The organism is Sphingobacterium sp. UBA6645 (assembly GCF_002455685.1).
GTDB classification, from domain to species: Bacteria; Bacteroidota; Bacteroidia; order Sphingobacteriales; family Sphingobacteriaceae; genus Sphingobacterium; species Sphingobacterium hotanense.
Map to the genome: position 1 here is coordinate 1 of NZ_DKLH01000093.1, position 20935 is coordinate 20935.

A 20935-nucleotide genomic window follows, 5' to 3' on the forward strand; every position below is an offset into this window, starting at 1 on the left:
TTTTAGACAGCCTCTTTTTTTTAACGCCTCTTTACCTCTTCGGCTGATGCATCATCAGCTCATCGATTACTTCTTCCAACTTCTCATATGGATACTTGTGGAAAATAAAGCGATGCAACCCCTTTTCGTCGGGAATCCAGGTATTGTAACCATCTTCTTCAACCTTAAACGTTCCATTGCCACTTAAATAGAAATAGTCTGCAGGGTTTCTCGCTGCCAACAAAACCGCCGTTTGGTCCCATGAACTCCTTGCCTTTTCGGGTTTATCCAAATAATGTGGCAGATTGAGTTGATAGCCCATTGAAACAGGACTGCTTTGATCGTTCTTTGCAGCAATCATAGCACCGGTTTTGATTTTATTTCCCAGCTCAACACCTGTAAAGAGGATAGGTCTTGGAAAATGATTGAAGACATAGAATGAAGAAGAAGCATCTTTAAAAACGTTGAACTCTCGTCCTTGCGGAAACCCCCCGGCCATACTGACCCAATTCTTCACCTTCTTTTTAACTAAGTCCATGCCGCTTAATTTGGAATACTGATCCGCCGGAGACTTAAGCAGTTCTGCCAGATTAGTCATAAAACCTACCGTAATAATCGTTACGGAGTTATCAGGTTGCTTGGCCAATACTTCGCGGTACACCTCGGCCGCAGGTTTAAAGGTCTTATTTTTGACCTCAGGAGCAAATTTCTGAATTAATGCATCATTCCAATTTGTCTTTGCTGTAAAGTTTGGTGCAAGCTGCTTATTTGCTTGTCCAATGGGAATGTGAGGTTTATTGAAATACCTATTAAAAACTTCGATAGTCGGTGCGATATCCGGATGTGCATCACTTGCTACAGTTGCCAGAATATCGAGCTCTCCACGATCGGCGAGCGCATGCAAGACGGCAATTGCGCCAACATCATCATAGTCTGGCCCCATATCGGTATCAAATATCACCTTTACAGGTTTTGGCACAGTTTTCTGTGCAAAACAATGAGGTGAGAAAGACATTACTAGAACGGCGCCTACGATGTAGCTAATCAAAGTTTTCATCATAAAACTATCCTCCCAATCCTAATATCTTTTTGTTGAATGCTTCATCGGTACCTGTTGCAGCGAAATCATCGAAAGCCTTATCGGTCACCTTGATAATATGATTTTTAATGAATTCAGCACCTTCAATAGCACCATCCACACTGTTCTTCAACGCACATTCCCATTCCAGCACTGCCCAACCTTCGTAATCATAAGCCGCTAACTTGCTGAAAATGCTCTTGAAGTCCACCTGCCCGTCGCCAAGCGAACGGAATCTTCCCGCACGTTCAACCCAGCCGCTGTATCCACCATAAACTCCCTGCTTTCCATTCGGGTTAAACTCTGCATCTTTCACATGGAACATCTTGATGCGATCATGATAATGATCGATATAGCTTAAATAATCCATGCCCTGAAGCAATAGGTGCGATGGGTCATACAATAAACAAGCGCGTTCATGCATATTCGTCGCTTCCAGGAAGCGCTCATAGCTAACCCCATCATGCAAATCCTCGCCGGGATGTATTTCATAGCATAGATCCACCCCATGTTTGTCGAATTCATTTAAGATCGGTAACCAGCGCTTGGCAAGTTCCTGGAAACCTGTTTCTACTACGCCGGCAGGGCGTTGCGGCCAAGGGTAAACCATATGCCATAACAAAGCCCCAGAGAACGTCGCATGTGCATTCAAGCCTAAGTTAGCCGAAGCCTTTGCTGCATATTTTAATTGCTCAGTAGCCCATTCTGTACGCGCTTTTGGATTCTTTCTTACCGCTGCCGGCGCGAAAGCATCAAAAAGCTCATCGTATGCCGGATGTACAGCAATCAACTGCCCTTGTAGGTGTGTAGAAAGCTCAGTAATTTTCAAGCCTATTTCCTGCAATTTGCCTTTAATCTCCTCTGCATAGGTTTTGCTTTCTGCGGCTTGCTGCAAATCGAAAAAAGTGGCATCATTGGTAGGGATTTGCACCCCTTTATATCCTAATGACTGCACCCATTTCCCGATGTTTTCTAATGTATTATATGGGGCTTCTTCCGCGATAAACTGTGCTAGGAAGATACCTGGGCCTTTTAATGTCTTCATGTTGATTTAAGTTTCGCTAAAGATAATGAAATTAAATCTTCTCTTTTTGTAAGAAAAACAAAAGCATACAACTCGAAAAGGACAGCAAATGCATACAAAAATATAAAGGCGGCCATTATTATAGCCGCCAAAAATAAACTGTAGAAAAATAATTCTGAAGACTAGAAAACTTTATTTTAACCGCTTTTAAGTAGACTTATTCTAGCTGAAAGGAAATGTAACAAACGTTAAAAAATAAAGGTGAACATTAATTGGCATAATGATTGGAACTGTCCATTCGAATTGAACAATATTTAACTAGAGGAATAAGACTATGAAAAAGGTATTGATGCTATTATTTGTTGCAATTGGCTTGGCTTCTTGTAGCAAGGATACGCTAGATAGTATCGAGCGTGATACAGCGCAAAACATTATCCGTATTAACAAATGGTATGACGTGATTAAGACGGTTAGTGTCGGAGATGCGGCTGATGTAACAACAGTGCTTGTTGGTGCAGGGGAAAACACTTATATGGAATTCAGAGCAAATAATAATGCTTACATCATGAGGACCGATAATAGCTGGTCCGATCCGATTCCATACCTGTTGAAAGGAGAGAAAGTGATGGAATTTGACGGTTTAGAATATCAAATCCAAGAAAACATTATTTCTACCATTGGAAAATTTACACTTAAGCGTGTAGATGGCCCTACAACTACTACGATTCAATTTAGAAGACGTTAAATATAAACTTGAGATGAGAATTGAGGCTGTCCGATTAGGGTAGCCTCTTTTTTTTACCCTTTATTCTTGGCTTCAATCCAGAGCGACATATACTTTGTTGCGCTAAATTGATTGCTCCATAGGATCTGCCCCATGATGTTTTGCCGCCTATGCGCATCTAAATTCTCTTGGAGCTTTTCGATTGTTGACATAAATTCCGAGAATAACGCTTCTGAATTTAATGCTTTAAGCAGTTGCTCTCCCTTTTCCGACGCTTGTTGCCAATCGCTTTCATGGGAAGCTAGTTGAACAGCATTCGCCACAAAGTCTTCTTCCACATCTGTGATATAGCCATTCCACAGCTCATTATTCGAGAATCCTTCGGCTCCAATTGTCGTTGTTATTGAAGGCGTCCCGGCTCTTAATGCATCGACGAACTTCCCTTTCAAGCCGGCGCCGAAAGGAATAGGCGCTAGCAGTACACGATATTGTGCCAGCGTTTCGATTGCATTTTCCGCACGCCCTTTAATGATAAATCCATCTTTAGGCTTATTCAGTTCCCAAACTTTTTGACTAGGATAGGCTCCATAAATATGAAGTTCCGAAGCAGGCAATTGTTTCCGTATTGAAGGCCATATTTTCTTCAATACAAGTACGGTTTGCCAATTAGGCTCATGAATGAAACTTCCTATAAAAGCGAAGTTTGCGCGGTCTTGGAAACCGGGGTTTTCGCGTTGTTCAGCAGTAATATGGAAAGGCAAGAATTGCAAAAGCTCAGGGGCTACTCGAAATACCCGGTCTAGCACCTCCATCTCATAGGAAGATATAATCAAGGATAAGTCGCAGCGCAGTATTGCTGCTATTTCGCGTAAGCTATGGGCATTAGCATAGGAATCTTCTGATAACTCCTTATTGCTTTTATGGGCTTGCTGCCTAGCCAAACGGATACTATGCAGATCTTCCGTGTCCAAAATCAGCAGGGCGTTAGGACATGCCGATTTCACCCGCCAGCTATATTGTTCCTCGACCATAAAACGATCGAATAGCACAATGTCCGGATGGAGTTCAGCAATGAAGCTATCGAAGGAACTGTCGTTCAACAGAATGTTATGCTCGCTGACCTGTAAATCAGTCAATGGGAAGGAGTATTCCGATTTTCCGGCAGCACAGGCGAAATGGACGTCATAGCCATATGCTAGGAAGCATTTTACTAATTCCAGCATCCGCCAACCGGCCGCCGAGGAGTTCGGCTCAGGCCATACTAACCCGATTATCAAAACACGCTTTCCCATGATGCAAATTAACATAATTAGGACGATTCCACCGGATGAATTTTGTTTTCGTACCTTTGCGCTATAATTTGAGCAGCTATGTTAGGATTAAAATTATTGACAGATCCCCGTTGGGCAAATATTGCGGAGTCGAACTTAGAAGAGATATTGACAGATCACGCTTGGTGTGAGCAGAAAGCGGCATCGAATGCGATTTCCTTGATCACACAGAACTCAGAACATGAGGACTTGGTGCATGAATTGACGGCAATTGCCATTGAAGAGATGGAACACTTTAAAATGGTGATCGATATTATCCAGCAGCGCGGATATACCTTAGGGAGAGAGCGCAAGGATGATTACGTAGGCCAATTAATGAAATTTGCAAAGAAAGACGGTTCTCGCAATATGGCATTTATCGATCGTTTGCTATTTGCAGCAATGATCGAAGCGAGAAGCTGCGAACGCTTTCGCGTATTGTCTAAGAATATTGCCGACCAAGAATTATCGAAGTTCTACCATGAATTGATGGTTTCGGAAGCAAACCATTATACAACGTTCTTGAACTTTGCAAGAAAATATACGATAGACGTCGATGTGGATAAGCGTTGGAAAGAATGGCTTGATTTTGAGGGCGAGCTGATCCAATCTTATGGAAAAAAAGAACATATCCACGGATAGTAGATCTTTCTTAACATATATCAATGTATAGCCTGGTCATTCAGGCTATTTTTGTTTAACATTTAAGGAGAAATATCATGGAATTAGGAATAGGCATGTTTGGTGATTTACAAATAAATCCACAAACAGGTGAAATACAAAATACACAAGTTCGCTTAGGCGAAATCATAGAAGAGATCAAATTGATGGATGAAGTAGGCGTAGACTTCTTCGGTATGGGCGAGCACCACCGTGCAGATTATGCTGTTGCTTCCCCAGAGATAATCTTAGCAGCCGCCGCAACAGTGACGAAGAACATCAAACTAGGAAGCGCAGTTTCCGTATTGAGCTCCGCAGATCCCGTAAAATTATATCAGGATTTCGCTACGGTCGACTTGTTGTCCAATGGTCGTGCGGAAATTATGGCGGGACGCGGTTCGTTCATTGAATCTTTCCCACTATTTGGTTTTGATTTAAAAGACTACAGCTCGCTATTCGAAGAGAAATTGAATCTTTTAACACGCTTAAATAACGCTGAGACTATTACTTGGACGGGCAAGCATCGCCCAAGCCTGATCAATCAATCGATCTATCCAAGACCAACCAACGGTAAAATGCCGATTTGGGTTGCGGTAGGTGGTACAACAGAATCGGTTATCCGTGCCGGAAAATTAGGATTGCCCGTGATGTTCGCGATTATTGGCGGTTCACCAATAAACTTCAAACCTTTGTTTGAGGTTTATGAACAAGCTTTTGTAGACTCCGGACATAACCGTGAGGATATGCAAGTCGGCGTACATATGCATTCTTTCTTCGGGGAAGATTCGCAAGAAATTGCAAACTGGTACTACCCATTCTACGCTGCACAAATGGACAGAATCGGGGCTTCCCGCGGCTGGCCTTCCTACCAGCGTACGCAATACGATTACGGCCGCTCAAGACATGGACACTTAATTGTTGGCGATGTCAACGAGTCGGTAGACAAAATCCTCCAAATGCAAGAAACTTTCGGTCTGACCCGTTTCTCAGCACATATGGACGTAGGTAGCCCAGACCATAGCAAAATGATGAAAGCTATCGAACTGTATGGTAATAAGATTATTCCACAGGTGAAGAAAGGACTTGTTTAGACATTAGATTTTAGATATGAGATATTAGAGCGAAGTCGGCTAATTATAATTAGGCAGACTGCGTTGTAAGATAAGTCTACTTGAACAAAATCAGACCCAATACAAACCCCTTTCAAAGCCCTTTCGGAGCGGCTTTGATAGGGGTTTGTATTGGGTTTACATTGGGTTTGAATAGTATTTAGTATTTAGTATTAAGACCTATGGTTTCCATTGATGAGAGAGGGAAAGGTTAGAGTTTTCGGGATGGTTGTCTTGAATACCAGGAAAGGAAGGATATAAGGATGAACTGGATCAAGGTCATCCTTATATCCTTCCTTTCCTGGCTCAAAACAAATTTTCCTTACATGTTCAAAACAAACGAATACAATTTTACTTTCTCGTTCAAAACGAACAAAATGAACAAAAACACCCCCGCTTTTCGCCAAAAGATAGCGACCATTTCTAGCCGTCATACTCTAATGTCTAAAATATAATGTCTAATATCTAAAAGATACTTTATGGAAAACCACTCTTTTCTGCATCCTCCTAAAAACATAGCTATGAAAAGAGTCTATTTGTTAATGCTAAGTGCATTATTGTTGCTTGGTTCTTGCAACCAAGCGCATAAGGGAGAAAATGCAGCGGTCGCTGAAGTTGCATTAGAGGATCATATGAGTGCGGCGGATTATGCGGATGCGGCGGCTACAGGAAAGATTACGGCAGAGATGTCTTCTCCAGAACAGGTTTCCTCCGTCGATCCGGTCAAGCCTGTTGCGGAGAAAAAGATTATCCGTAGCGGGACGCTGTCCATCGTAGCGAAGGACGTTAAGGAGAGCAAGGCCGGTTTAGACAATACTCTAAAGAAATTTCAGGGCTATTACGAAAATGAGTCGGCAACCAATGCAGATAGTTACACCTCTTATGACTTGGTTGTGCGTATACCGTCTGCCAATTTAGATAAGTTTTTATCGGAGTTGGAGCGTGGTAAGGATAAGATAACGGAAAAGAGTTTGAAGGCGGAGGACGTTTCTACGCAATATTACGATGTGGAGTCGCGCTTAAAGAGCAAGCGTGCCTATTTAGAGCGCTATCAGCAGATGGTTTCTTCGGCAAAGTCGGTTAAAGACTTGCTGGAGATTCAGGAGCAGATCAGGATGCTGCAGGAGGAAATCGATGCGAGCGAGAGTGTGTTACGAAGCATGAGCGGTCAGGTGAATTACAGCACCTTGACTATTCGTCTTTTTGAGGAAAAAGCCAATCTTCCGATGGGGTCTAATTCTTTTATGACAAGGGTGAAAGAGGCGTTTGCATTCGGGTGGAATCTGATTGAAAACTTGGCTTTGGGCGTGATTGGATTATGGCCGGTAGTGCTATTAGTAGCTGCTGTGGTTTATGTTGTTCGGATGATTCGGAAGAGAAAAAGAGCGAAGCGAACAGGCACAGGTATCGAATAGTGTGACTGCGGATTTCTAGCAATAGCATCAAAATTACGTTCCACTGATAAAAAATAACTTATCTTTGCACCGTGGAAAAAGCAACAAAATTGGTAGATATCAGAAGTTTGAGCCTCGATCAGATTAAGGCTGCTCTTGTGGAAATGGGTGAGCAGGGATTCCGTGCGAAGCAGATTTATGAATGGTTATGGCAGAAATCGGCTACTGATTTTGATCAGATGAGCAATTTGAGCAAGTCGTTGCGCGAGAACTTAAAGTCTCGTTTTTCGATCAACGCTGTACAAGTTCGTCAGTCGCAGATTTCCTCCGACAAGACTATCAAAAGTAGTTTTACGCTTTACGATGGGAATGTTATTGAGGGTGTTTTGATACCTGCAGATGATCGGATGACGGCTTGCGTGAGTTCGCAGGTTGGTTGTAGTCTGACCTGTAAATTCTGTGCTACGGGCTATATGGATCGCAAGCGTAATCTGAATGCCGATGAAATCTATGATCAGGTTGTTTTAATCAGCAAGCAAGCCGAGGAGCAGTATGGGCACCCATTGACCAATATCGTGTATATGGGTATGGGCGAACCTTTATTGAACTATAGCAATATGCTGAAGTCGGTTGATCGTATCACCTCACCGGATGGTCTGAACATGGCTGCAAAGCGTATTACCGTTTCTACTGCGGGTATTGCAAAGATGATCAAGAAGCTCGGCGACGATCAGGTACGATTTAATTTAGCGTTATCCCTACACGCTGCTAATGACACGAAGCGTAATGAAATCATGCCTATCAACGAGCAGAACTCGCTGAAAGCACTTGCGGAAGCTTTGAAATATTTCTACGCTAAAACCAAGAACCCCATTACCTTCGAATACATTGTATTCCATAATTTCAATGATGAGCTGGAGGATGCTAAGGAATTAGCTAGATTCTGTAAGCATGTTCCTTGTAAAGTGAATATTATTGAGTATAACCCTATTTCGCTCGCTGATTTTGTGAATGCAGAGGCTGATAAGATCGACCAGTTTGCGAATTACCTTCGTAGTCAGGGAGTTACGACCAATGTGCGCCGAAGCCGTGGTAAGGATATCGATGCAGCTTGCGGACAGCTTGCTATCAAAGAGAAAAAAACCGAAAGTTCAGAAGCCTAACCTTAATTATAAGGTAAATATTTGTTGATATTTGTTGTTTAGCTTTCGGCATGAAAATGCCAAAGGCTTTTAAGAGCGCTGTATTGAACTTGTTTTTCCCTGAGGTGTGCATGGCATGCTCCGGGATATTGTTGCATCAGGAATCCACAATTTGTACTAAATGTCTGTTTCATCTCCCTTATACAGACGATCATCTCATTCCCAACAATGAGAGTTTTATTCTGATGCAGGGAAAATTAAGAGTGGAGCGCGCTATTTCCATGCTCCGTTTCTGTCCGTCTTCACGCGTAGAGCATCTCATCCATCAGATGAAATATGCTAATAAACCACAGCTAGGGAAGTTTTTAGGTCATGTGTATGGTACGTTATTGGAGGAGATTCAATATTTCGACGATGTGGATGCCATCATTCCTATACCGTTTCATCCTCGACGGTTTGCGAAGCGCGGCTATAATCAAAGTGAGAATTTTGGGATGGGGATTGCTGAACGCTTAGGAAAACCAATGATGAGAGATGTATTGTATCGGGCTATACATAACGCTACCCAAACAAAGAAAGACCTGGTTTCTAGAGCAGACAGAGGGCGTGGATAAGATCTTTCGCTGTTCTAACGAATTAGATCTCCATGACAAACATATTTTATTGCTTGATGATGTGTTGACTACCGGGGCTACTTTGGCATCAGCCGGAAATACATTGCTAGATAAATTTCCAGGCTGTCGTATTTCTATCGCTACGATTGCAAAAGCTTAGCGGCGTACTTTTCCGTTGTGAACGGATGGGCAGTCGCAATTGTTAAAGATGGAGCATGAGCTTACCGTGAAGCTGATCAATGCGGCAGCAAATGCTATTTTAAAGAATCTTTTCATTATTGATACTGTGCTCTAGGGCTATAAAATAATAGGAAACTGAATAAGGCCATTCCTATTCCGACCATATCTGCAAATACATCCCACCAATCGGCTTGACGCGTGCTGGTGAAATACATCTGTCCGAGTTCAGTAATGGCAACAAAGAGTATCGCGATGAAGAAAACGATGGACATGGTTTTCATTTTCACAGCTCTACGTTTTGTCTGAATCGCACTACCGAATAACATTAATGTGGTGAGGAGATAGAAGCTTCCGCAATGCACCATTTTGTCGGATCCGCAGAAGTAGTTTCCTGAAGGCAGTTCTGTAGCGGGCATAAACATAAGGACGCACATTAAGATCGCCCAGATAATTGCCCACGCATAATTTAATATCCAATTCATTATCGTTAAAATTCGCTTTTTTAATTGAGATTAAAAAGAATTCGATCTTTTTTTATGTTTTTCCGGTAATGAATAATTCGGTGGTAAAAATTATTTTGCTGTAAATCAGTTGTTTATAATTTTATTTTTAATTTTTATAGTACTATGTATTGCAAAGTACCATCCAAAGGATATATCTTTGTATTGTTATGATAGCAGAAAACACACAAACCCAGATGAGGAAAGGAATACTAGAGTACTGTATTCTGTCTATAATTTCTCGGGGAGAGATATACGCCTCAGACATCATCGGCGAATTGAAGAAAGCCGAGTTGTTAGTGGTTGAAGGTACGTTGTACCCCTTGCTTACTCGACTTAAGAATAATGGTTTGTTGAGTTACAGCTGGCAAGAGTCGACGTCTGGACCGCCACGTAAGTACTATCAGATTACGGCCGAGGGCACTGAAGTGCTGCAGAAGCTTGATGTGACCTGGAAAGAATTGGTCTTTGCGGTACAAACCGCAATCGGGGACCGTGAGATTAACTAAGAAATTAACTAAATATAGCCATGAACAGAACGATAATTATTAATATAAATAGCATAGTCTTCCACATAGAGGAGGATGCTTACGAAATACTCCGATCGTATATGATCGAGATCAAGCGACACTTTGGAAAAACAGCGGACAGCAAGGAGATTCTTGAGGATATTGAGAACCGTATTGCGGAGATGTTTGCGGAGAAGATTCAAAGCGGTCGCAAAGAGGTGATCAATGTACAGGATGTCAACGAAGTTATTGGTCAGATGGGTCGTGTGAGCGACTTTGATATGGATTTTCAAGAGGATACTCGCGAAGAACATGAGCCACAGTTTGCTGCGGCTACCGAAGGCGAGCCTAGTGATGTTTTTGAAGAGCCTGTTGAAGAAGCAAAACAGGAGGAGCCGTACAGCGAACCGGCATTTTCTTACGCTACATCGAAGAAATTAATGCGTGATATGGATGATCGCATTTTCGGGGGTGTGTGTTCCGGATTAGGTCATTATTTTAACCTTGAGTCGAAGTGGATTCGTATCATCTTTGTATTGTTCTTCCTATTCGGCGGTTCTGGTGTCTTATTGTATGTTGTTTTATGGGCGGTAATGCCTAGGGCATTAACACGTGCTGATAAAATGGCAATGCGTGGAGAAGCGGCCAATCTGCAGAACTTCAAAAAGTCCTTTGATGAAGAAATGAAAGGGCTTGGAGAAAATTTTTCGGGCGCCGGCGAACATTTTAACAGAGGCGTTCGTACGGTAGGTGACCTATTGGGTCGCATGTTCTCCATGTTCGGGAAGTTTTTGGCTATCATTTTACTGATTAGCTTCGGATTCGCAATTATCGGCTTATTTATCACCTTTGTGTTCTGTACGTTAAACCTACTGGGCATTAAGAATGATATCATGATTCCTCCATTAGAAGTCATGACGCCAGTATCTGCATTCTTTGCATTACTAGCCGGATTTATGGCAATCGGTATCCCTACTTTTGCGTTGTTCTACATTATGTTGCGCATCGTGTTCAAGGTGCAGCGCATGAACAACTACTTGAGCATGACCTTGTTCGCAACATGGATCGTTTCCATTGTCATGATCTTATACTTCGTTGTTATCACACAACAAGAATTCAAAGAGGTGAGTACGATCAGTGTTGAGAAACCATTAGATAAGAGCGCTTCATATGTATTCACGGAGAATGATGTTCGCGTGATAAAAGCTTCGGACGAGGAATTCAACAAAAAGAAATTTAATATCAACGTTAAGGGAGAGAACTTAGCCGATTATTTAAAACGCGATATTTCTATCCGCTTCGAAGCTTTAGATTCATTGAAAGCGCCATATATACAATACAATTATAGAGCGAAAGGAAATACATATAAAGAAGCATCCGATCGTGCATCGCGTATTTCCTACCAAGTAAAGCAAGATAAGAATTTGGTTACTTTCGACAGCCACTTTGCGATGAATGAACAGGATAAGTTCAGAGATCAGCATGTAGGTATGGTCGTTTATCTTCCGGTCGGTACGAAGGTGTCTTTGAACAAATCTTTGCATTCAAAGGTTCACGATATTTCGGCATGGGAGTGTTCTCGATATGATGAGGAAGCGAAATCTACGGAATGGATTATGACGGCAAACGGTCTTCGTTGTATTCTAAAGATGGAAGATGATCGTTTGAAGGCGGAAGAGAAAGCAAAAGAAGAAACGGAAGATATCGAGGATGAAATCGACAAGAAAGCCAAAGAACTAGAAGAGGCTGCAGAGAAGAAAGCCAAAGAACTTGAGAAAGCAATTAAAGAATTAGAAGATAAAGCTGAAAAAAAAGATAATTCAGCTGCAACCAAAGCTTAGCTAGTATCGTCAATAGAGTAAATTATTATTAACCGATCTAACACTTTTATAGACCGGACAGGGAAACTTATTTCAACAACCAACCAAAAGAAGAACAACAATGGGAAGAGTAATTGTGCTAATCGTCGCAACAATGGTTATGTTATTTAACCAGGCATTAGCAAAGTCGCAAGACGCAGATATTAAAGGGCGAGTCGTTAATCAAGATAATCAACCCGTTGCCTCGGCATCGGTTTATTTGATGTCTTCATCGTCAAATGTATTGATTAAAACAGCATTGACCGACCAAGACGGTAATTACATTATGTTAAAAGCGCCAAAAGGGAATTACTATATTCAGGTTTCTTCCGTAGGTTTTGCCAATGGCAAGTCAGCGAACTTTGATTTAGGTGAATCTGCCTATAATGTCCCTGAGATTAAGCTTGTCGCAGCGAACCAAGCTATAGAGACAGTTACAGTTCGTGGACAGGCACCCATGGTTCAGAATAAGGATGGTAAGTTGATCTTAAATGTAGAGAATTCTACCCTAGCTGCCGGCAATAATGCGTTGGAAGTTGTAAAACGTGCTCCTGGAGTAAGTGTGGATAAGGATGATAATTTGCAATTGATGGGGCAACAAGGGGTAACTGTCACGATTGATGGCCGCCAAACCTTCATGACAGGCGAGCAATTGGCTACCTTCTTAAAATCTACAGATGCTGCGCAGATCAAAAGTGTGGAAGTAACAACGACAAGACAGGCTAAGGATGATGCCGAAGGTGCGGTGGGTACTATTAATATTGTTTTAAAGAAGAATAATACGGAAGGCTTCAATGGCTCGTTCGTAGCAAGTGCTGCTCATGGTAATCATTTTAGAGGAAATAGCTCGTTGAATCTGAATTATAAAAAGAACAATACTACGCTATTCGGTTCTTATGCTTACACAGATAATAAACGGGAAACGGAGTTGAATCTGGAAAGAACGATTGCTAATAATGGCAAGTCTACGGTCTTCGATCAGCAAGCCGGTTTGATTGAAAGAGAGAAAAACCATAACTATCGCTTTGGTATAGAGCAAAAGACTTCCGAAAAGAATACGATGTTGGTACAGTTTACCGGAAACAACAATGAAGAAGACGGGGATAATTTGAGTGCTTCGTACATCGGTCCATCCTTGAACGTAACGGATTCGATTATGCGAGCTAACTCTTATAGCTTAGCTAAGTTTAACCGCTATTCAGCGAACTTCAATAATGAATATAAGATCGATACAATGGGGAGCAAGTTGACTTTCGATTTCGACTGGAGTATGTTCCGTACGAAATCTGATGTCGATTACTTCTACACAACGGAAAACCCAACTGGAGGATTATTGCGCCCTGAAGAAAGAGAGCGCAGCAGTATGCCGGTAGATATTGATATTTATGTTTCCAAATTAGACTATGTGAAGCCTTTCAAAAAAGGGAAGTTAGAAGCCGGTTTGAAATATAGCAACGTGAAGTCGGATAACGACCTTGGATTTGAGCGCTTTGTCGGCGGTCAGTGGGAAGATTACGAGGGCAGACCTAATCATTTCGTGTATACAGAACAAGTGTCAGCGGGATACGTGGATTACAGTACCGAATTTGGGAAGTGGACAGCAAAAGCTGGTGTCCGTGCTGAATATACAATTTCTGATGGTCATTCCATTACGAAGGATTCCCGCGTGAAACGCGACTACTTGGACTTCTTCCCTTCGGCAAACTTAGGCTACAATATTAGTCCTAATCATATCCTGACCTTAAGCTATGCGCGTAAGATCAGCCGTCCGAACTATCGTTTCTTGAATCCGTTCCGTTATTATATCGATAAATTGACGTTCCAGGAAGGTAATCCATATGTAAATCCACAGTATACACATGGTTTCTCTTTGAACTACACGCTGATGCAGATGTTCAACTTTACCTTAGGCACCGACATCACCAACGATGCGATGGTAGAGAGCATGGGGCAGAATAAGGAAACAAACGAGACTTGGATTACGCGTGATAACTTAGCTAAGTCCGTAACTTCATACTTGAACATGAATATCCCATATCGTGTGGGCAAGTTCTGGAGCATGAACAATAATTTTACGGGTATCTACATGCACTTTAAAGGGCCAATTGCTGGTTATTACGCCGACTTAGGGTCGTTTTTTATCCAAGCAAACAGTATGCATACCTTTAAATTGAGCAATCAATTTTCTGCGGAAGCCAATATTAATGGAAATACACCGTTTATATATAATGTATATAAGATTAGTGGCCGTATAAACTTAGACCTAGGCTTAAACTATAATTTCAAAGATCAGAAAAGCTCATTGAAGCTTGCTGTGAGCGATGTATTCCGGTCGAACAGAAATAATGTGGACACTGACTTCGAAGAGTTTAATTCAAAGATTCGTCAATATAATGATAATCAAACCGTTCGTCTTACATATACCTACAAATTCGGTAACTTAAAACAACAGATTCGCCGGCGCGATTCAAGTAACGAAGAGAAGGAAAGAGCGAACTAGTAAAAAGAGTTTTGTTTCAATGTTTAGTTAAGTTAAAGGCCCGCAGGTTCTCCACCTGGGGCCTTTCTGTTGATTAGAGGATAGATATTAGATTTTAGACATTAGAGTATGGCGGCAAGGGATAGGCGCCATACTCTAATATCTTATATCTAACCTCTAATATCTAATAAAAGAGCTAGCCGCCAAACTCTAGTCTAAAATCTAACGTCTAATATCTAAAATCTAATTCCTATACTTGTTCTATGAAATTAAAGCAAATTGTCGTGTTTTGTGCTTCTAGCCCAGGTTTCGAGAATTCCTTTGTTGATGCTGCAAAGGCTGTGGGGAAAGCATTTGTAGATCGAGATATTCAACTTGTCTATGGTGGTGGACGTGTGGGGCTGATGGGAGCTGTTGCTGATAGTGTGATGGAACATGGTGGGGTAGTTGTGGGGGTTATTCCACAGTTTTTGAACAGCAAGGAAATTGGGCATTCGGGTATCACGCAGCTCATCGAAGTGGATACCATGCATGAGCGTAAAGCAAAGATGAATGCGCTATGCGACGGTATTATCGCCTTGCCGGGTGGATTCGGGACAATGGAAGAATTATTCGAAATGATTACCTGGGCTCAGTTAGGGTTGCATAAGAAGCCGGTGGGCATCTTGAATGTGGATGGGTTCTACGACCACCTGATCCAGTTCATCCAGCAAATGGTAGATACAGGACTGTTGAAGGAGGAAAACCAAAAGATGCTTCAATATGCAGACAATATCGATGAGTTAATCGATTTGTTGGAGCAATATGAAGCACCTCCGGTACCTAAATGGTTAAATATTGAACGGTCTTAAATTCTAAGAGTTGCTGCTATTTAAATGGGAAGTATGCCTTCGCATTATAATAGCAGATGTCCTGAATAATCTTGCCTATCCATTCCAAGTCGTGTGGTAGTTCGCCTTTTACGATATCCTCGGCGAAGATATCACAAAGAATACGACGGAAATACTCGTGCCTAGGGAAGGATAGGAAGCTTCTGGAATCCGTTAGCATTCCGACGAAGCGGCTGATCAAACCTATATTCGATAGCGCAGTTATCTGTCGTGTCATCCCATCCTTTTGATCATTATACCACCATCCCGATCCAAACTGCATTTTCCCGATTGTCTTTCCATCATTAAAATTTCCACCCATAGCTGCAAACAGCTCGTTATCCATAGGGTTTAAGTTATAAAGGATGGTTTTCCCTAAAGTATCTTGACTGTCGAGACGATTTAGAAATTTCACAAGTGCTTCGCCTTGCTTATAATCACCTATGCTATCATAGCCGGTATCAGCGCCTAATGTTTTAATGGCTTTTGCATTGGTATTCCGGAATGCTCCTACATGGAACTGCTGCACCCATTCTTTCTCATGGTCCCACTCTGCAAACTGCACTAACATTGCTGACTTGAACTGATTGATTTCATGTTCGCCTAGCTGTTCTTTGCGTCTAATCTTTGCGAAGATATTCTTAATGTCAGCTTCGGTGTAATCATCAGCATATAAATGGCTAAGGCCATGATCGGAGACACAGCAACCGTTTTCTGCGAAGAAGTCGTGTCGCGCTTTCAGCGCGTCCAGATAATCTTGATAACTATTAATCTCCTGATTCGATACCTGGGCCAGCTTATCAATGTATTGATTGAAGCTTTCTGTATTCTCAGGACTCATTGCTTTATCCGGTCGGAATGCAGGAAACATCTTCAGCTTTTTACCGCTTTGTGCATAAGCTTGATGATACTCCAGACTGTCTATAGGATCGTCCGTTGTGCAGATTACTTCCACGTTCATCTTATTCAGCAAGCCATCTACTGCAAAGTCTGGCTGCTGTAGCTTGGCAGAAGCGGCTTCATAGACGTCGTCGGCATTCTTTTCCGTAAGGAGGTCATGTATATCGAAGTACCGTTGAAGTTCTAGGTGCGTCCAATGATAAAGTGGGTTTCTGACTGTGTAAGGCACAGTTTTCGCCCATGCTCTAAACTTATCTTGATCAGATGCATCACCTGTGATGAATCGCTCATCTACACCGTTAGCACGCATTGCGCGCCATTTATAATGATCGCCGTATAGCCAGATAGCGGTTAAATTGTCGAATTGTTTGTTAGCAGCTACCTGATCCGGAGGAAGATGGTTGTGGTAATCGATAATAGGAAGGTCCTTCGCATATTGATGGTATAATTCTTCCGCCACCGAGCTGTGCAGAAGAAAGTTGTCATCAAGAAATGTTCTCATGTCTAAGGGTTTTGGTTAATGCCATTGTAAAATGAAATTCAAAATACGGTTTTCTAAAACAAAATGTCTATAAAAATGGTATAATTAAGTATATTTAATTTGTAACTTGATTAATATTAATGTTTTAACGATGATGAAATACGCACTATCTCTAGCCCTTATCTTCTCTTTATGTACTGCTTTCGGGCAGAAGAAACTTACCCAACTGTGGGAGTCCAAGGAACAATTGCCTGTTCCTGAATCAGTCCTATACGTTCCGGAGCGTTCTGAACTTTTCGTAACATTAATTGATGGCGATGGCTCTACGGCCGATGGCAAAGGTGGGGTTGCTATTCTCAATCTGGATGGATCTATGAAAAATGCAACCTGGGTGGAAGGTTTAAATGCACCTAAAGGAATGGCGCTTTATAAAGACCAACTATATATTGCAGACATCAATGAGGTTGTTGTTGTCGATATTATCACAGGGAATGTGATCAATCAGATTAAGATTCCGGAGTCGAAGTTCTTAAACGACGTTGCGGTAGATCGCGCAGGTAAAGTTTATGTCTCAGACACCCGTGATGCGAAGATTTACCAGCTACATAACAACCGTCCGACGTTATTTATGAGCGATGTGCCTAATGTAAATGGCTTACGTGTTATTGATGGCAGCTTATATGCGATGGCGGGTCCAGAATTATGGAAGATTGATGGAAAAGCTAATAAAACTGTCATTGCGAAGGGATTGAAACTCGGCGGAGACGGATTAGAGCCGGTAGGTGATGGAAGCTTCCTGGTAACTTGCTGGGGAGGATTGATCTATCACATTACAGCGCAGGGACAAGTAACAGAATTGCTTGATGTACAAGGCAAGATGAATACTGCTGACCTTGGTTATAATCCAAAAGATAGAATATTATATGTTCCTACCTTCAACAGCAATTCGGTGGTAGCCTATCAACTCGACTAATCAGACAAATACAAAATAAAAAACCGATGCTTATGTTCTTTCAAACAGCATCGGCTTTTCTATTTATTGTATTTAACGCCTATTTCAATACCTCACGAAGTTTTGCGTTTAAAGCATCGCCGTGTAGATTCTTAGCGATAATAATTCCATTAGGGTCAATTAGGATGTTTTGAGGAATAGCTTTCACCCCATAAGTTTGGCCGGCAGAATTATTCCATCCTTGCAGATCCGAAACATGTTTCCAAGTCAGCTTATCATCTTTAATCGCTTTGTCCCAGTTTGCAAACTCTTTGTCAAAGGATACTCCCAGGATCTCGAAGTTCTTATCTTTAAATTCAGCGTAGGTCTTTACTAACCTAGGATTCTCTTCGCGGCAGGGCGGACACCAAGATGCCCAAAAGTCTACCAAGACGTACTTGCCTTTTAAATCTGAAAGAGCATAAGGTTCGCCCGAAAGGTCTAATTGTGTAATGCTAGGTGCTTTCTTGCCCACTTGCGTATTCTTCAGCGCATCTAAATATCGTTCAAATAATCTCCCGGAGTTGCTTTTGCGTACTTTCTTATCCAGCTTCTTAAATAAGCCTTGAAGCTCCTTGTAATTGGGATCATAGACTCCGATGCGCTGTAAAGTCTGTAAGGTCTGCACATCCTTCGGGTTTGCTTTTACCGTTGCGATAAGCTCTTCCTTCGTTTGAGCAAATAGCAAAGTCGGGACAAACGCCAATATGAATAGTAATTTTTTCATTCTGAATCTGTTTTATGCTCAAATATAAGGATATGCTACTAAGTTGGTAGAATATGAAATGTCAAAAAAATTTAAACTTTGTTTCTTAGCGGATAACACACTTATTCAAAGGCGCCAATTTTTAGGTGTTAATTATGAATTTTACAATTGAGCATTTTGGACCTACGGAGAAATTTCAAATTTGTGCAAAAGAAATTGCAAATTTTACGCTAACAGCCCAATTTATTAGTAAATTTGTTACTCACTAAGGTATTTTTCAATTTAAATGGCAAGATTAAATTTATTAGAGGAAACCCGTTTTGAGAAAGTGCCGGTCTCGGTATACCCCTCTCAAGATGAAGCTTCTATCCAAGTTGCTCAACGCATTGCCGCTATCATCCTTGATAAGCAGGCAAAAGGGGAAAAGGCCGTACTCGGATTAGCTACCGGTGCGACGCCCGTTAAAGTCTACAAAGAGCTTGTGCGCTTGCACAAGGAAGAAGGTTTAAGTTTTCAGAACGTAGTAACATTCAATTTGGATGAATACTACCCGATGCTTCCTAATGCAGAGCAAAGCTACGTGGCTTTCATGAAAAAACAATTGTTCGATCATATTGATATCCCTGAGGAGAACATCAATATCCCTGATGGAACATTAGCGCCAGAAGATGTACAGGCATTCTGTATAGCTTACGAACAAAAAATCTCTAGTTTCGGAGGATTGGATATCCAAATCTTAGGAATTGGTCGTACAGGTCACATTGGTTTCAATGAACCTGGTTCTGCTCCTAACTCTGGTACTCGCTTGGTAACCTTAGATGACCTTACTAGAAGAGACGCGTCTCGCGACTTCGGTGGTAAGGAAAATGTACCAACAAAAGCGATTACAATGGGTGTGGGCACTATCTTCAAAGCAAAAGAGATTGTGTTAATGGCGTGGAATGAGAAGAAAGCTGAAATTGTTAAGAAAGCAGTAGAAGGCGAAATCTCTTCAGATATTCCAGCAACTTACCTACAGATGTCTGATAATGTGGAGTTTGTTTTAGATACAGACGCAGCATCCGCATTGACGCGTTTTAACCTTCCATGGTTAGCACACGACGTTGTGTGGGAAGACACATTGGTTAAGAAAGCGGTCGTATGGTTGTCTCTTCACTTGAAGAAAGCAATCTTGAAGCTTACAGATGATGATTACAATAACTATGGTATGGCTCAGTTAATTACCGAGCAAGGCCCTGCTTATAGTATCAACATCCGTATTTTCAACGAGCTACAACGCACAATCACCGGATGGCCAGGTGGTAAGCCAAATGTTGACGACTCAAACCGCCCGGAGCGCGCTGAGCCAGCAAGAAAGAACGTAATCCTATTCTCACCACACCCTGACGACGATGTCATCTCTATGGGCGGTACGTTCATCCGCTTAGCAGATCAAGGACATAATGTACACGTGGCGTATCAAACATCTGGAAATACAGCTGTATGGGATGATGATGTATTGCGTTACTTAGAGTTCGTTCAGGACTTCGCTGTAGCAATCGATGACGATAATGGTGTAACTACCAATATCTATAACGAAGCACGCGAGTTCTTTAAGATCAAAAAACCAAATCAAGTAGATCCAGAGATTATCCGTACAATCAAAGGCTTAATCCGTAAAGGTGAAGCGATTGCAGGTGCACGCTTTGTGGGATTACCTGATGAGAATATCCACTTCCAGAACTTACCGTTCTACGACCGTGGTAAATTCTCGAAGGAAGTATCTTTCGAAGATGATATCCAACAAACCATGGAGCTATTGCGCCAAGTAAAACCTCATCAAATCTTTGCTGCAGGTGACTTTGCCGATCCACACGGAACACACAAAGTATGTTTCGATATCATATTAGCAGCAATCTTACGCCTTCGCGAAACTGACGAATGGACAAAAGACTGCTGGTTATGGTTATACCGCGGAGCATGGCATGAATACCCAATCCACGAGATCGAAATGGCCGTTCCACTATCTCCACAAGAGGTTAAACGCAAGCGCCTAGCGATCTTTAAACACCAATCACAAAAAGACCTTCCTGTATTCCCAGGAGACGATCCAAGAGAGTTCTGGGTGCGTGCCGAAGACCGCACTAGCGAAACCGCAGGCCTATACCATGACCTTGGTTTAGCGAACTACGAAGCTATCGAAGCTTTTGTGAGATGGAAATTTTAGGGTAGTAGTTAGTCTAGTAGTTAGTATTTAGTAGTTAGTATTTAGACCTATGGTCGAATACATAACTCGAGTATATTAAGAGGGATATCAGAAGTGGTATCCCTTTTTTTAGAGATTAGATTTTAGATATAAGAGTGTAGCGCCTAGTTTTTCTGGGCGCTTTTTTTGTTTTTATATTTTTGGAGGGAAGGATGGCGTTGTCTTGAACCTTTGGTTTAAAC

19 protein-coding genes are annotated in these 20935 nt (G+C 41.8%); 13 read left to right on the forward strand and 6 right to left on the reverse strand.

What is annotated here, in order from left to right; genetic code table 11:
- Positions 1 to 31: 31 nt before the first annotated feature.
- Together B2400_RS16945 and B2400_RS16950 are read right to left on the reverse strand one after the other, a co-directional pair.
- On the reverse strand, positions 32 to 1039 hold the full coding sequence (locus B2400_RS16945) for a nucleoside hydrolase (RefSeq protein ID WP_293935198.1): 1008 nt from the start codon (positions 1037 to 1039) through the stop codon (positions 32 to 34).
- A gap of 4 nt (positions 1040 to 1043) precedes the next feature.
- Complete coding sequence (locus B2400_RS16950; protein WP_293935201.1) at positions 1044 to 2102, reverse strand: sugar phosphate isomerase/epimerase family protein; 1059 nt, start codon at positions 2100 to 2102, stop codon at positions 1044 to 1046.
- A gap of 313 nt (positions 2103 to 2415) precedes the next feature.
- Between B2400_RS16950 and B2400_RS16955 the strand changes: the two genes are divergently transcribed.
- The gene (locus B2400_RS16955) at positions 2416 to 2826 is read left to right on the forward strand and encodes a hypothetical protein (protein WP_293935204.1); all 411 of its coding nucleotides are present in this window, start codon (positions 2416 to 2418) and stop codon (positions 2824 to 2826) included.
- A gap of 53 nt (positions 2827 to 2879) precedes the next feature.
- Here B2400_RS16955 and B2400_RS16960 read toward each other — a convergent pair whose 3' ends face one another.
- A complete protein-coding gene (locus B2400_RS16960; protein WP_293935206.1) occupies positions 2880 to 4097 on the reverse strand; it encodes a glycosyltransferase in 1218 nt (405 codons plus the stop codon).
- Between the two features lie 78 nt (positions 4098 to 4175).
- Between B2400_RS16960 and B2400_RS16965 the strand changes: the two genes are divergently transcribed.
- The 6 genes from B2400_RS16965 (at position 4176) to B2400_RS16990 (ending at position 9194) form a co-directional block, all read left to right on the forward strand.
- A complete protein-coding gene (locus tag B2400_RS16965; protein ID WP_293935209.1) occupies positions 4176 to 4757 on the forward strand; it encodes a tRNA-(ms[2]io[6]A)-hydroxylase in 582 nt (193 codons plus the stop codon).
- 77 nt (positions 4758 to 4834) lie between these two features.
- A complete protein-coding gene (locus B2400_RS16970) occupies positions 4835 to 5866 on the forward strand; it encodes an LLM class flavin-dependent oxidoreductase (RefSeq protein ID WP_260043904.1) in 1032 nt (343 codons plus the stop codon).
- A 539-nt stretch (positions 5867 to 6405) separates the two neighbouring features.
- Positions 6406 to 7299: a DUF4349 domain-containing protein gene (locus B2400_RS16975; protein WP_293935214.1), complete on the forward strand. Its 894-nt coding sequence runs from the start codon at positions 6406 to 6408 to the stop codon at positions 7297 to 7299.
- A 71-nt stretch (positions 7300 to 7370) separates the two neighbouring features.
- The gene (gene rlmN, locus B2400_RS16980) at positions 7371 to 8441 is read left to right on the forward strand and encodes a 23S rRNA (adenine(2503)-C(2))-methyltransferase RlmN (RefSeq protein ID WP_293935216.1); all 1071 of its coding nucleotides are present in this window, start codon (positions 7371 to 7373) and stop codon (positions 8439 to 8441) included.
- Positions 8442 to 8491: 50 nt separating this feature from the next.
- Positions 8492 to 9034, forward strand: coding sequence for a ComF family protein (locus tag B2400_RS16985; RefSeq protein ID WP_293935218.1), 543 nt, complete (start codon positions 8492 to 8494; stop codon positions 9032 to 9034).
- Positions 9027 to 9194: a ComF family protein gene (locus B2400_RS16990; RefSeq protein ID WP_293935222.1), complete on the forward strand. Its 168-nt coding sequence runs from the start codon at positions 9027 to 9029 to the stop codon at positions 9192 to 9194. Before B2400_RS16985 ends, B2400_RS16990 begins: the two co-directional genes overlap by 8 nt.
- A 115-nt stretch (positions 9195 to 9309) precedes the next feature.
- Here the strand turns inward: B2400_RS16990 and B2400_RS16995 are convergent, their stop codons facing one another.
- Complete coding sequence (locus tag B2400_RS16995; RefSeq protein WP_149527412.1) at positions 9310 to 9696, reverse strand: VanZ family protein; 387 nt, start codon at positions 9694 to 9696, stop codon at positions 9310 to 9312.
- 188 nt (positions 9697 to 9884) lie between these two features.
- Between B2400_RS16995 and B2400_RS17000 the strand changes: the two genes are divergently transcribed.
- From B2400_RS17000 to B2400_RS17015, 4 genes are all read left to right on the forward strand, one after another.
- Positions 9885 to 10223, forward strand: coding sequence for a PadR family transcriptional regulator (locus B2400_RS17000; protein WP_149527411.1), 339 nt, complete (start codon positions 9885 to 9887; stop codon positions 10221 to 10223).
- Between the two features lie 20 nt (positions 10224 to 10243).
- Positions 10244 to 12064 (forward strand): PspC domain-containing protein, encoded by a 1821-nt coding sequence (locus tag B2400_RS17005; protein ID WP_293935227.1) that lies wholly within the window; start codon positions 10244 to 10246, stop codon positions 12062 to 12064.
- Positions 12065 to 12164: 100 nt separating this feature from the next.
- Positions 12165 to 14582 carry a TonB-dependent receptor domain-containing protein gene (locus B2400_RS17010; RefSeq protein WP_293935230.1) on the forward strand — a complete coding sequence of 806 codons (2418 nt, stop codon included), beginning with the start codon at positions 12165 to 12167 and terminating at the stop codon, positions 14580 to 14582.
- A 242-nt stretch (positions 14583 to 14824) separates the two neighbouring features.
- Entirely contained in the window at positions 14825 to 15412 is a 588-nt protein-coding gene (locus B2400_RS17015; protein WP_293935232.1) for a TIGR00730 family Rossman fold protein, read from the forward strand.
- A 16-nt stretch (positions 15413 to 15428) separates the two neighbouring features.
- Here the strand turns inward: B2400_RS17015 and uxaC are convergent, their stop codons facing one another.
- Positions 15429 to 16832 (reverse strand): glucuronate isomerase, encoded by a 1404-nt coding sequence (gene uxaC / locus B2400_RS17020; RefSeq protein WP_286652344.1) that lies wholly within the window; start codon positions 16830 to 16832, stop codon positions 15429 to 15431.
- Between the two features lie 130 nt (positions 16833 to 16962).
- Here uxaC and B2400_RS17025 point away from each other — a divergent pair, with 130 nt between their 5' ends.
- The gene (locus B2400_RS17025; protein ID WP_149527406.1) at positions 16963 to 17784 is read left to right on the forward strand and encodes an SMP-30/gluconolactonase/LRE family protein; all 822 of its coding nucleotides are present in this window, start codon (positions 16963 to 16965) and stop codon (positions 17782 to 17784) included.
- Between the two features lie 79 nt (positions 17785 to 17863).
- Here the strand turns inward: B2400_RS17025 and B2400_RS17030 are convergent, their stop codons facing one another.
- Positions 17864 to 18529, reverse strand: coding sequence for a TlpA family protein disulfide reductase (locus B2400_RS17030; protein WP_149527405.1), 666 nt, complete (start codon positions 18527 to 18529; stop codon positions 17864 to 17866).
- A 265-nt stretch (positions 18530 to 18794) separates the two neighbouring features.
- Here B2400_RS17030 and nagB point away from each other — a divergent pair, with 265 nt between their 5' ends.
- Positions 18795 to 20714, forward strand: a complete 1920-nt coding sequence (nagB, locus tag B2400_RS17035; protein WP_149527404.1) for a glucosamine-6-phosphate deaminase — start codon at positions 18795 to 18797, stop codon at positions 20712 to 20714.
- Positions 20715 to 20935: the final 221 nt, after the last annotated feature.